The sequence below is a fragment of the Streptomyces sp. 796.1 genome (assembly GCF_047525675.1).
Taxonomy (GTDB): Bacteria; Actinomycetota; Actinomycetes; order Streptomycetales; family Streptomycetaceae; genus Streptomyces.
This window is the reverse complement of sequence record NZ_JBLIWA010000007.1, coordinates 32,041-45,006: the sequence shown is the minus strand read 5'-3', so window position 1 is coordinate 45,006 and position 12,966 is coordinate 32,041. Positions and strand designations below refer to the sequence as shown.

General features: G+C 71.7%; 8 protein-coding genes and 1 pseudogene. 5 read left to right on the top strand and 4 right to left on the bottom strand.

All coding sequences use genetic code 11. From position 1 onward, the window contains the following. Positions 1–13: 13 nt before the first annotated feature. Together ACMA1D_RS06880 and ACMA1D_RS06875 are read left to right on the top strand one after the other, a co-directional pair. A complete protein-coding gene (locus ACMA1D_RS06880; RefSeq protein ID WP_414723081.1) occupies positions 14–1,291 on the top strand; it encodes an ABC transporter substrate-binding protein in 1,278 nt (425 codons plus the stop codon). A 49-nt stretch (positions 1,292–1,340) separates the two neighbouring features. Next, positions 1,341–2,598: pseudogene (locus ACMA1D_RS06875) on the top strand (macrolide family glycosyltransferase). Between the two features lie 325 nt (positions 2,599–2,923). On the opposite strand, the gene ACMA1D_RS06870 reads toward ACMA1D_RS06875, so the two are convergent. Further along, positions 2,924–5,731 carry a hypothetical protein gene (locus ACMA1D_RS06870; RefSeq protein WP_414722980.1) on the bottom strand — a complete coding sequence of 936 codons (2,808 nt, stop codon included), beginning with the start codon at positions 5,729–5,731 and terminating at the stop codon, positions 2,924–2,926. Between the two features lie 345 nt (positions 5,732–6,076). After that, on the bottom strand, positions 6,077–8,260 hold the full coding sequence (locus tag ACMA1D_RS06865; protein WP_414722979.1) for an MMPL family transporter: 2,184 nt from the start codon (positions 8,258–8,260) through the stop codon (positions 6,077–6,079). A gap of 961 nt (positions 8,261–9,221) precedes the next feature. On the opposite strand from ACMA1D_RS06865, the gene ACMA1D_RS06860 reads away from it, so the two are divergent. Then, positions 9,222–10,097 carry a hypothetical protein gene (locus ACMA1D_RS06860; protein ID WP_414722978.1) on the top strand — a complete coding sequence of 292 codons (876 nt, stop codon included), beginning with the start codon at positions 9,222–9,224 and terminating at the stop codon, positions 10,095–10,097. 234 nt (positions 10,098–10,331) lie between these two features. Here the strand turns inward: ACMA1D_RS06860 and ACMA1D_RS06855 are convergent, their stop codons facing one another. After that, positions 10,332–11,075, bottom strand: a complete 744-nt coding sequence (locus ACMA1D_RS06855) for a GNAT family N-acetyltransferase (RefSeq protein WP_414722977.1) — start codon at positions 11,073–11,075, stop codon at positions 10,332–10,334. Between the two features lie 68 nt (positions 11,076–11,143). Continuing rightward, entirely contained in the window at positions 11,144–11,332 is a 189-nt protein-coding gene (locus ACMA1D_RS06850) for a hypothetical protein (protein WP_414722976.1), read from the bottom strand. Between the two features lie 93 nt (positions 11,333–11,425). Between ACMA1D_RS06850 and ACMA1D_RS06845 the strand changes: the two genes are divergently transcribed. Both ACMA1D_RS06845 and ACMA1D_RS06840 read left to right on the top strand, forming a co-directional pair. Next, on the top strand, positions 11,426–11,968 hold the full coding sequence (locus tag ACMA1D_RS06845) for a SigE family RNA polymerase sigma factor (protein ID WP_414722975.1): 543 nt from the start codon (positions 11,426–11,428) through the stop codon (positions 11,966–11,968). Then, positions 11,965–12,786 (top strand): hypothetical protein, encoded by an 822-nt coding sequence (locus ACMA1D_RS06840; protein WP_414722974.1) that lies wholly within the window; start codon positions 11,965–11,967, stop codon positions 12,784–12,786. Before ACMA1D_RS06845 ends, ACMA1D_RS06840 begins: the two co-directional genes overlap by 4 nt. The last annotated feature ends 180 nt before the right edge of the window (positions 12,787–12,966 follow it).

Here is a 12,966-nt window from a genome sequence, read left to right as displayed (position 1 = left end):
CGGCGGCCCGCCCGTGCGCCGGCGCTCGCTGCTCGCCACGGCGGCGGCCACCGGCGCCGCGACCCTGCTGCCCGGCTGCGCGCGCGGGCGCCACGACGGGCTGCGGTTCCTCTCGCTGGCCTGGCAGGAGGAGTCCGTACGGGCCAACAAGGCGCTGGTCGCGGAGTGGAACGCGGCGCACCCGCAGTCCCGGGTCAGCTACGTGCAGGGCAGTTGGACCAGCGTCCACGACCAACTCCTCACCTCCTTCGAGGGCGGCGAGGCGCCCGACGTCATCCACGACGCGTCCGACGACCTCGCCGACTTCGCGTACGGCGGCTACCTCGCCGATCTGACCGCGCTGCGCTCGGAGCGGCTGCGGCGCGCGATCCCGGCGCACGGCTGGGACACCGCCACCTTCGACGGCCGGGTCTACGGGGTGCCCTTCCTCCAGGAGCCGCGCATGGTGATGGCCAACCGGCGGCTGCTCGCCGCGGCCGGCGTGCGGCTGCCGACGGTGGCCAAGCCGTGGTCGTGGCCGGAGTTCGCGGCCGTGGCCAGCCGGCTGACCAGGGGCGATGCGTACGGAGTGGCCTGGCCGCTCAAGGAGCCGGTCTCAGCGACGCTCAACCTGTCGCTGTCCACCGGCGGCCGGCTCTTCCACCGCGGCCCGGACGGCAAGGTGACCATCGGCTACGGGCCCGCCGACCACACGGTGCCGCGCACCATCCACGACCAGGTCGTGCGCGAGGGCTCGGCGGCGCGCAGCACCCTCGGCATGAGCGGCGCCGACACGCTGCCGGGGTTCTTCGGCGGCCGGTACGCGATGGTGCCGCTCGGCTTCGCCTACCGGCAGCAGATCGTGCAGCAGGCGCCGAAGGACTTCGACTGGGTGGTGCTGCCCGCGCCCGCCGGCCCCGGCGGCGACCTGCGGCAGGGCGTCAGCCCGCAGACCCTGTCGATCGCGCAGGACTGCCGCCGCAAGGAGGAGGCGATGTCGTTCGTCGAGTTCCTGGTGCGCCCGGAGAACCAGGTGCGCCTCGCGCGCGGCGACTGGCTGCTGCCCACCGCGACCGCCGCCCTCGCCCATCCGGCGTTGCACACCGGCCGGTACGGCTGGGCCACCGGCACCGCACTCGCCGCCCACCTGCGCCCGGCCCCCGCCCAGACCGTCCGCGGCTACCCGGAGTGGAAGGACAAGGTGGCGACGCCGGCGTTCCAGGAGTACTACAGCGGCGCGATCGACGCGGCCGACCTGCGCCACCGCCTGGTCTCCGACGGCAACCGGGTCCTCGCCCGCTACCAGCGCTGACGGCGCCACCACCCCCGAGGCTGGAGCCCGATCCCGTACGCCAAAATAGTTGTACGAGACGTCTCGTCTCGCTTATGGTGATCGACATGACGACACCAGAACGCGCCCACATCGCCATGTTCAGCATCGCGGCCCACGGGCACGTCAACCCGAGCCTCGAAGTGATCAGGGAGCTGGTCGCCCGCGGGCACCGGGTCAGCTACGCCATACCCGCGCCGTTCGCGGAGAAGGTGGCGGCCACCGGCGCCGAGCCCGTGATCTACCAGTCCACGCTGCCGACCGAGGACGACCCGGACGCCTGGGGCGCCGAGCTCATCGACCACCTCGAAATCTTCCTGGCCGACGGCATCCAGGCGCTGCCGCACCTGGCCGACGCCTTCGCCGGCGACGAACCCGACCTGGTCCTGCACGACATCACCAGCTACCCGGCGCCGCTGCTCGCCCACCGCTGGCAGGTGCCCGTCATCCAGCTCACGCCGAACCTGGTCGTCTGGGACGGCTACGAGGAGACCGAGTTGGCCAAGACGTTCGCGGACGCCATGCAGACCCCGCGCGGCGCCGCGTACCACGCCCGGTTCGCCGACTGGCTCGCCGAGCACGACATGACCCGCACCTCGCCCGAGCGCCTGGTGGGCGCCCCCGAGCGGGCCATCGTGCTGATCCCCAGCGCCCTCCAGCCGCACCACGACCGGGTGGACACCTCCGTCTTCACCTTCGTCGGCGCCTGCCAGGGCGACCGAGCGGACCAGGGCGAATGGCAGCGGCCGGCGCACCTGGACCCGCAGACCAAGGTGGTTTTGGTCTCGCTCGGCTCGGCCTGGACCAAGCAGCCGGAGTTCTACCGGGAGTGCCTGGCGGCCTTCGGCGACCTACCCGGCTGGTACCTGGTGCTCCAGGTCGGCAAGTTCGTGGACGTCGCCGAACTCGGCCCGATCCCCGCCAACGTCGAGGTCCACCCGTGGGTGCCGCAACTGTCCGTGCTGCGCCAGGCCGACGCCTTCGTCACCCACGCGGGCGCCGGCGGCAGCCAGGAGGGGCTGGCCAGCGGGGTGCCGATGGTGGCGGTGCCGCAGGCGGCCGACCAGTTCGGCAACGCGGCCATGCTCGCCGAACTCGGCGTCGCCCGGCAATTGTCGATGACCGAAGCGGACGCCGCCGCACTGCGGGCCGCCGTCCTGGACGTCACCTCCGATCCCGAGGTCGCCGCTGCCGTGCGCCGGATGCAGCAGCGCACGGCAGCGGAGGGCGGCACCCAACAGGCCGCCGACCTGATCGAGGGGGCACTGCCGTCGCGCGATCGGGGGTGAGGGGCGGTGGGCGTTGGCTTCGACCGGGGCTTCGGCCGGGGCCGCGGACGGTCCGGCGCGGGTCGCGGCCGGCCGCCGGTTCGTACGGGAACAGCGCCGTGCCTGCCGTACGGGGCTGGCGCCGGGGCCCGGTCGGCGCGGCCCGTGGCGCGCCCCATCGCGTACGGGTCCGGCCCCGCTGCGTACGAAGCCAGAATCCCCAGCCCGTACGGGCCCCGCTCCACCTCATTCCACCCCGGAAGACAAACGTGCCGCGGAGCGTCCGCCCGCCTGAACGGCGGGGGAGCTCCGCGGCGCGTTCACGCGCGGACGACCGCGTGGGTGACTAGGAGGCGTCCCGTACCCGGCCGGTGAGCACCGGGCCCTTCAGCTCCTTGCCGTCGTTGTCGTAGGTGATCAGTTGGACCTGGAGGACCTCCTCCGACTCGGCGACCTTGTCCTTGACGGTGGGCACGGTCACCACCTGGGTGAGTTCGCCGCCCTCCACCGGGGCCGAGATCGACGGCGGCTGCGACGCCTGCGACAGCGGCCTGACCGGCGTCGGGTCCTCGAAGAACGTCTCCTCGAACCACGTGCGGTCCACGTCGTCGGAGGCCAACTCGGTGCCCTTGGCCGGCTTCTGGGCCATCAGCACCGACCAGATCTCGGCGTCGGCGACCTCGGAGATCCGCACCCGCCAGCTCAGCGCCTCACCCTCGGTGACGCTGTCCTTGATCGGCTCCACCGTGACCTTCGGCATCGGGTCGTCGTTGCGGATGAGCAGGCCGCCGGAGTCGGCGCCGACCACGGCGCCCCGGAGCGCCTTCACGTAGACCGGGTTCCGGTAGTCGTAGCCGTAGCGGGTGTTGCCCGTCACCTTCACCGGCAGGTCGATGGAGTGGGTCCCGGGGCGCAGCGTCACCAGGCGCTGCGAGACCTCGTCCGACCACGGGTTGTGCTCGAACACCCGGACCTGCGCGGTGCCGCTGCCCGAGACGCGGATCGGCACCCGGTGCGTGCGCTGCCCCGAGTTGCCCTCGGGCACCTCGGCCAGGCCGACGTCCACGCGCGGCAGCGAGACCGGCGTGACCGCGGGGGTGCCGGCGCGCCAGCCCCACGCGTCCAGCAGCCAGACCCGCCCGGCGCCGCTGCGCGGCGTCAACTCCAGCTTCTTCACGCGCGCCAGGTCGACCCGGGCCTTGCTGGCGGCCGACAGCGACACCCGCACCTCCTGGCCCCAGTGCGCGGACATCTGCTGGTGCGCGGCCAGCCCGTCCACCCGCACCTGGCCGAGCACGGCGCGGCGGCCCGCCGCGTCCGTCACGGCGACGTCCAGCTTGGTGTCCTTGGTGTTCGGCGGCACGATCACGCGCAGCGCGAGCGCCGTGGAACCGGTCACCGAGACCGGCTTGGGCAGCCCGATCCCGATCGGCTTGCCCGCCTTCGACCAGCGAGCATCGATCGCGTGCCGGTCCGGGTCCGTCCCCACCTGCCAGGAGACGAAGTGCGGTGAGTAGTCGGTCTCGTTCTCCACCAGGCAGGTCTGCGCCTCGTCCTGGGAGACCTGGGCGCACACCCGACCGCCGGAGACCGACAGCGCCGGGCTCGGGGCGATGAGCGGCTTGCGGTTGCCGCCGATGGCGTGGCTGAGGACGCGCGCCGGGCCGGCCGAGGGCGCGCTGCGGTGCGAGCCGTCGAGCAGCGGGCGCACCTTGTCGTCACCGGCGACGAACAGCCGGGCCGCGGCGGCGATGTACACGGCGCCCGCGACCTGCTGCTGGGTGGCGGTCAGCCGGGTCTTGGTGCCGGGCGAGCAGACCCGGTTCGGGCCCTCGCCCGGGGCGTAGTCGTCGTCGGACGGGGCCTGCGACTGGCCGGGCGTCCACTCGGTGTTGAAGAAGTTGTGGTTGGCGCCGACCACGTACAGCGAACTGTGCAGGGCGGCGCCGCGGCTCACGCCCCGGGTGCCGTCGGTGTAGATCTGGCCCTGGAGGTCGGACACGTCGCCGTCGCAGCCGGGCAGGATGGTCGCCGACGGCACGTCGGGCACCGGGTTGTGGCCGAAGATCGTCGGGCCGATCAGCACGTTGCCGCGGATGCGCCAGCGCACCGGACCGCGGTAGCCGTCCTGCGCGGCCGGCGGCTTGGTCAGGCTGTCCATCGCCGCCCGGTTGACGCCCTCACCGCCGCGCGAGTGGCCCACCAGCAGCACCTTCGACAGGTCGGCCGGCGCCACCGCGCGCACCGCGCCCGGGGTGCCCTTGGGCTTGCCGGCCCAGTCCGCCCAGTGCGCGAGGTGCTGGCGCACCAGCGAGGAGCGGGCCTGCGCGCCGCCGTCCTCGGCGGCGAAGTCCTGGCCGTTGATGCCGTTGGCCGAGATGGAGACGGTGACGTAGCCCTGGGAGGCCAGCAGTTGCTGGGCGCGCAGGTAGCCGCGGTAGCTGGGCACCTGCTTGGACCCGGCGGCGCACGGCCAGTCGCCGGTCTGCTCCTCCTCGGTCGTGCCGTAGCAGGTGTAGTGCCGGCCGTGCAGGAACAGCGCGAGCGGCCGGCGCCCGGGTGCGTCGGTCGGCCCGACGACCGTGGCGCGCATCTCCACCGGCTCGGGGAAGTCGGGCAGCCGCACCGACTTGAGGGAGTACTCGCCGCGGGCGGTGTGGAAGCGGCCGGGCTTGCCCGGGTCCACCGCGTTCGCCGGCGCCTGGGCCGGCGGCTGCGCGGATGCCCTGGGGGCGCCCTTGGCGGGCGTACGGGCCGGGGCCGCGGCGTCCACGCGACGGGTGCCGGTCCGCGCCTGGAGCTCGGTACCCGCGGTCAGCCGCTGGTCGCCGATGGCGAGTCGGAACGTTTTTCCGTCCGCGTCGGCCACCGGAGCGCCGAGCAGCCGGTCGCCGGCGTGGAACGTGAGGCGGGCATCGCCCATCGGCACCGGCTCGTGCGCCCGCCACACCAACTGGCGGTTGGCGCCCTGACCGGTCAGCCGCCAACCGGTCGGGAGCTGCCCGTCAGCCCCGACGGTGGCGGTGGTCGGTATGCGGTCGTGCGACTGCTGGCCGGTGGCGGGTCTGGGCGCCCCGTGCGCCAACCCGGGCAGCCCGGCCGCCAACGCGAGGGCCGCCAGGGTGGCGGTCACCGTGCGTGGGACATGGATCAAGGTGGTCTCCTTCGTGCCGACGTCGTCTCGGTGCACGGCCAACCGGCCGCGCACCCGACGGGCGGGCCCCGCGCGGGCGCGGAACTCCCGCCATCGCGAAGGATGGCGAGCGGGCCGCGGAGGTTGCCCCTCCGATGATCAACTTGGCCATAAACCCGTCACTTGGCCGAGACGCCCCCGCCCGACCGACGAGCCGCCCGGACGGAGGCCGACCCACACATGGCCCCGCCCACGCCGCGGATACGGCGTGGGCGGGGCGGGGGCCCGGTCGGAGCGGCGACCGGGCGGCCGGGGGCGCCGGGCGGTGCCCGGCGGTGCCGCGGGGCGGCAGGATGTGACGGGAGGTCAGACGCGGACCTGGCCGGGCAGTCCGTCGCCGCCCTGCGGGGCGCCGACCGGCACCGCGCCGGGCTGCGGCGGGGCCGCCACCTCGTCCTCGTGGCTGAGGTCGGGCAGCCACCGCAGCCACCGCGGCAGGTACCAGTTGCGGTCACCCAGCAGCACCATCACGGCCGGCAGCAGCACCCCGCGGATGATCGTCGCATCGATGAGCACCGCCACCGCGAGACCCACGCCCATCTGCTTCATGCTCTGCATCGACAGCGTGCCGAAGATCGAGAAGACCGCCACCATGATGACCGCCGCGCTGGTGACCACGCCGGCCGTGGTGACCACGCCGTGCACCACCGCGTCCCGGGTGGCCCGGCCGGCCACGTGGGCCTCGCGGATACGGGAGACCACGAAGACGTGGTAGTCCATGCTCAGCCCGAACAGGATCACGAACAGGAACAGCGGCAGCCAGGCCACCACCGCGCCCACCCCCTCGGCGCCGACCAGCGAGGCGCCCCAACCGTGCTGGAAGACGGCGGTGAGGATGCCGTACGCCGCGCCCACCGACAGCAGGTTCAGCGCGATCGAGGTCACGGCGATCGTCAGGGAGCGGAAGGACATCAGCATCAGCAGGAACGCGAAGACGATGACGAAGGCGAAGACCGGGGCGACGCTGGAGCCGAGTTCGTCGCTGAAGTCCTTGGATGCGGCCGTGTCGCCGCCGATCGGCGCGCTCACCCCGTCCACCGTGCCGAGCGTGGCCGGCCGCACCTCGTCCCGCAGCACGTTCAGGCTGCGCTCGCTGCGGTCCTCGTCGGTGCCGCCGATCAGCGGCACCTCGATGACGGCCACGTTCTCCTTCTCGTGCACGGTCACCTTCACCGGGCCCTTGGACGCGCCCTTGGTCACCGCCTGGGCCCGGAAGTCCTCGATCGCCTCGCGCACCGGCGCCGCCCGTACGTCATCGGCCTTGACCACCACCCGCGCCGGGGCCGGCCCGCCGGGGAACTGCTCGTTGATGTGCCGGTAGGAGGCCACGATCGGCAGCGAGTCGCCGAACTCCTGGTCCATGTTGAGGTTGGCGGTGTGCATGCCGAGCGCCGGCAGCGCCACGGCCACCAGCGAGCCGCCCGCCAGCGTGATCGACACCCAAGGCCGGCGCAGCACCCGGTTCAACACCGCACGCCAGAACCGGCTCTCGCCGTTGCCCGCCTTGGTGCGCTTGTGCAGGAAGGGCACCCTGCCCTTCTCGACCCGCTCGCCGAGCAGCGAGAGCAGCGCGGGCAGCACCGTCACGGAGCCGACCATGGCGACCGCCACCACCATCAGGGTGCCGAGCCCCATCGCCTCGAACTCGGCGATGCCGGTGAACAACATGCCCGCCATGGCCACGATCACCGTGATGCCGGAGATCAGCACGGCCCGCCCGGAGGTGGCGGCGGCGATCTGGAGCGCGGTCGTCGCATCGCGCCCCGCGGCCCGCTCCTCGCGCTCCCGACGCAGGTAGAAGAGGCAGTAGTCGACGCCGACGGCCAATCCCACCAGCAGCATCACCGAGTTGGCGGTGTCGCTCATGTGCACCGCGTGGCTGACCACCGCCACCAGCCCGGTGGTGGCCAGGAACGCGGTCATCGCCAGGACCACCGGCAGCAGCGCGGCGACCAGCGCGCCGAACGCGATCAGCAGGATGCCGAGGGCCACCGGCAGCGCCGAGTACTCGGCCTGCTGGAAGTCGCTGCCGAACGCCTCGTCGAACGCCTTCTGCCCACTGGCGTCACCGAACTGTTCGAGCCGTACGGACTGGTGCCGGTCGGCGGCCTTGTCCACCGCGTCGGTGATCGGCTGCACCCGGTCCGCCGCGTCCTCGGGGTCGCCGCGCAGGTCGAACTGGATGAGCGCCGAACGCCCGTCGGCGGAGACGGCGCCCGCCTCGTACGGGGAGCGGACCTCGGCCACCTCACCGGTCGCGCGGACCGCCGAGATCACCTCGCGCACCGTCGCCTTGACCTCGGGGTCGGTGGCCTTCACACCCTGCTCGCGGCCGGTGACCAGCACCATCTCGCCGGCCGGGTTGGTGATCCCGACGTCGTCCAAGATGGCGGACGCCCGCCCGGCCTCGCCCGGCGTCTGCTCGCTGCCGCTGACGTCGACGCGGCCGGTCATCGAGCCGACGGCCAGCGACAGGATGACGAACACCACCCAGCCGCCGACCGCCAACCACCGGTGCCGCGCACTCCAACTGCCCGCACGGGCCGCTATGCCACGTGGTTTCGATCTGTGCCCCGTGGTCGCCACGGTTCCCCCTCTGAATCTCGCTCCTCGCCCGCGGCCCGCGCCGCCGTGCAGCAAGAACGCTAGGTCGCGGGACGTGCCGCCTCCTCCTGCTGAAAGCTGGCTGATCCCTTAGCGGTCAGAGGTTTGGGGCCCCTACACGTAACGGTCGTTGCGTCAATGGCCCAGGCCAATGGTGTCCGTAAGTACCAAGCGGCCCGGCGGTTTTGGGCGCCTTTCACGGCGTACGAGGCACATGGGCGCCCGTTGGAAATGTCACAACGCCTGAACGCGGTTGTGCCGGCCGCGGTCGGTCGGCCAGAGTTTCGATTCTCCTCCCGGGCGCCCCACGGCGCCCCCGAGGAGCGAACCGGTGCGCCGCCTTACCCGGGCCCGCACCCCCGCCCCACCCGGCCGGCGCGCCCAACCCCCACGGGGCGCGGCGGCCGGGTTGAGGTGACGGGCTGGCGCCCGGGCCCGATGCCGTCGGGGTGGCGGTGCGCGCCTCCTCGCCCTGTTCGGCGCGTACGTCTGCTACACGGTCATCGACGGCGCGGCCGGATAGAGGGGGCTCGGGGTAGAACGTCGCGAACGCGCGCAAGCCCTGCCGTGGGTCGCCCACGTGCCCAACGGTCGGCCGCTCAATAGGCCGGCCGCTCAACGTATCGACTGGCGGAGAGGCTGCCCGGCCGGCCGGCCGCCCTCGCAGGCGCGGCTCGCCAGGTCCCGACGCCCCGTCGCGTTATCTCGCTCACACACCCACTCCCACCTGCGGTGATACGCGAAGCGGAAGGGGATCTGTTGGTTGTTGAGTTACCTTACCGCAACGTAGCGTGCCTAAGGTGAGTGATGATCTTGGCAATCGCCGCGAGAGCGAGGATGACTGACAGTGGGCTCACAGCGACTGAGCGCGGCCGACCTCCGGGGGTTTTCGGCGCCGCCCAAGGTGCGCAACCTGCACAACGGCTACCGCTCGGTGAGTTGGACGGCGCCGGCCAAGCTGGCCGACGGCTGCCGCGAGCGGCTCTTCGACCTGGTGACCGACGTCGCCACCCGCACCTTCGAGACCGACTACGCCGGCTACTGGCGGGCGCGCAAGGAACAGAACTTCTTCGACCAGGTCGCCAACTTCACCCTCACCCTGGCCCCTGACGACGAGGTCGTCGGCTGGGCCGGCTATCAGAGAAAACGTTTCTTCAACAAGCAGGTCGTCTACCTCGACGCGGCCGGGCTGCTGCCCGGGCACCGGCGCTCCAAGCTCTCGGCGCGGGTGCAGGCGCGGTTCCTGGCCACCGAGGTCCTGTTGCGCAACCCGTTCCGCCCCACGTACGTGATCCTGCGGACCCAGAACCCCGGCATACACGCCGGCTTCACCAAGACCTTCGGCCCCGACCGGGTCTTCCCGCAGCCGGGCCGCCCGGTCCCGGCCGAGGTGCAGCGCATCGGCGCCGAGGCGATGCGCTGGCTCGGCCACCACCCGGGGGCGATCGACGCCGAACGGCTGCTGGTCACGAACGCGCTGAGCGGTGTGCTGTCCCAGTTGTACGGGGCGGCGCCGCGCAGCGGAGAGCCCGAACTCGACGCGTACTTCGCCGAGTCCATCGGCGCCACGGACTGCTTCGCCCTGGTCACCAAGGCCAGCGCCGGCCCGCTGCTGGCGTTCATGGCGCGTGAGGCCGGCGCGCAGGCGAAGACCCGTATCAGGCGCCACCTGGGCGCGGCGCTCGGCGGCGTACGGCACGCCGCGCGACGGGTGTCGCGGTGAGGCGGCACGTGGTGCGCGGCGCGATGGGCCTCCCGTCGCCCGGCTGCCGTAGGGGGTCTGAGTAGTTGCGGTACCGGATGGAGCGCTGAGATTGATCATGGCCCTGGGCTGGGTGTCCTGTCGCAGCACAATCGGCAGGAGCCACGATGCTGACCTGCGTTGTTGCCGTGCCGTTTGAGAATCCCGGGATCTCCGTTCTCATCCGACATGGCAGTCGCGGAAGAGGCTCCGTCCTTACCGGCCCTGGCCGACGGGGACGTCGCCAAGCCGAACGCTGAGCTGGACACCCAGTTCCCGGAACCCCAGAGCTACAGCCACACGCCGGGAGGGATAGGGCCGTGCTCTCCACTGCGGCAGCAACCCGGCATCGAGGGCGTGGGCCACTGCTGCGGACGCCACGGCCCGGGCCAGGCGCCGGCCCCGATGTTGCGGGGCAACCAGCACACTCAGGTGGGCTACCGACTGCGGCCAGGACCGGTACCCGGCTGCGGCTACCACCTCCTCGCCCCGGCGGAGACAGAACGCGGGAGAAGAGATGTCCTCAAGACCGCTCTCACCGGCCTCCTCCTCCCCGGCCACGGCCAGCAGCGCGGCCAGGCCGCCATCACCGATCGGCAACTGCTCGACCCCGGTGCCTTCATGCGCAGGAAGAAAGCCGTCCCGGCCGAGATAGGAGAGCGAAGCTGGCCCGAGAACATCGAGAACCGGCAGCACCGCACGTAGACGAGCGATGTCAACGACCTCTTCGTGGGTCATCTTCCGCGCGGCGTCGTCCACCATCCCGGCGGCCTGCACGCTCGGTGCAGTGATGAGGGCGGCGTCACCGATCCGCACGATCCCGGTCCACGACGGCGGACACAACAGCGACCCGGGCGCGACCACAACCGTTGCCCCTCCTGGGGGAAAGAACTCGACCGGTGCGCCCGCCAGTTCCACCCAAAGCTCCCGGGCGTGCATGAGCAAGAGGTCGTCAGCCATGGCTGCATCCTGTCGTCTCCACAGCCGGGGCGCGACCAGATTCCTCCCGGACAGCCGTACCGCAAAACTCAGACCAGCCATGATCCATTGAGAAACCGCCACGTCGCGTGAGATGCGATGTTCCCCGGGCCGGCGGGGTCGTAGATGCCGGCCAGTGGCCCGGCGAGCATCTCCAGGATGAGGCCGTGGGCGGTGAGGTGGCTGGCGAGCGCGGTGAGTTCGGCGGCGTCACGGCCGAGTCGTTTCGTCTCGTACAAGGATCGTCTGTACGAAGCGGAAGAAGACTCCGTGGTGAGGCAACGGTCTCGGCTTCGTAGGGACTCTTTTGAGCATCTAGGAGGGAGGTGCTCATGGGGGTTCGAAAGCAGGTCGGGGACCGAGAGTTCCACGATTTCGTCGTCGGCCGCTGGCCGCGCCTGATGCGCACGGCATTTCTGCTCACGGGTGAGCAGCACGCTGCGGAGGATCTGGTCCAGTCGACGCTGGAGCAGGTCTATGTGGCCTGGCACAGGGTCGCCTTGGCCGATGCCCCTGAGGCGTATGCGCGACGAGTGATGATCAACGCGCATGCCCGCAGATATCGAAGGAAGCTGCGGGAATTCCTGTTGCCCAGGAGCGGGGACGCGGGCCTGACACCCGAGGTGGCCGACACCGGTGACCGGATCGCCCAGGCCGACGACCGTCACACGCTGCTGAAGGCGCTGGCCCAATTGCCGACACGGCAGCGGGAAGCAGTGGTCCTACGTTACTGGGAGGACCTCACTGAGACACAGACGGCCGAGGCGATGGGCTGTTCGGTCGGCACGGTGAAGAGCAACGCAGCCAAGGGGATCGCGAAGCTGCGCGCCGTTTCGGGACTGGCGGAGAAAGTGACGCAGGGAGGGCGAACGTGAAGAGCGCGGACGGGGAGACGAGCCACGACATGACACAGCACGACATCGCCTTCCTGCTGGCCGAAGCCGCCGACGAGGTGAGGATCGGCACAGCCCCCGCCCAGGCGCTGATTCGCGGCGGCCACCGCCGCAGAGTACGGCGCTGGGCGGTCGTGGCGACCACCACCCTGGTCGTGGCCGGCTCCACGGGGGCCCTGGCACTGAACGGGCTGTCCGGTGACGGGGAACAGAGGGTGTCGGCGGCGAGCCAGCCGGTCCCCAGCGCGGAGGCATCGGAGCCGGACATGCGGACGACCCTGGCGAGCGGCACCGACGAGGGAGTGCCGTGGAGGGTGTACATCGACGTGTGGAAGGCTCCGGCGGACACGGCGGAGGCCCGGGCCACCCTGGCGGCCATGGCGAAGTTCGGCGAGCACCCGCAGGACGTCTCCACAGCCTCCGAACTGGTGGGCAAGGTCGCGCACTTCGTGCACCGGGTCACCGGTGAAGAGGCGACGACCACTCAGATCGGGAACCTGGTGCTACCCGAGGACGACGTCCTGACCGGCGGCGAGCACGGGACCGTCTCGCTCCCGCTGCTCCCGGGGGACGGCACATCCCCCCCGCGCCTGGTGTTTGGCCAGGTCGCCAAGACCGCCCAAGAGGTCACCTGCACCTGGAAGGACGGCACGTCTACCAAGATCGGTCGTACGTCCGCGGACACCGAGGCGAACGCCGACGTTCCGGTCATCCACAGCCTCAAGCACTCCCCCTACGACTGGTTCGCCATCCTGGCGCCACAGTCCACCGAGTTGGAGGGGATCAAGGTCACGAAGTAGACCAAGCGGGAGACCAACGCTCCGAGGGGCAGGAGAACCACGGCAACAACCCCCGACGGGCACCATGTGACGAAGTGCATCCTTCATATGCACCAGGTCATCGAGAAGGGCACGCGAGCTTCCAGCCGGCACCGGCACCGGCACCGGCACCTGCGGGTACGCCTGTCCACGAACTGGCAG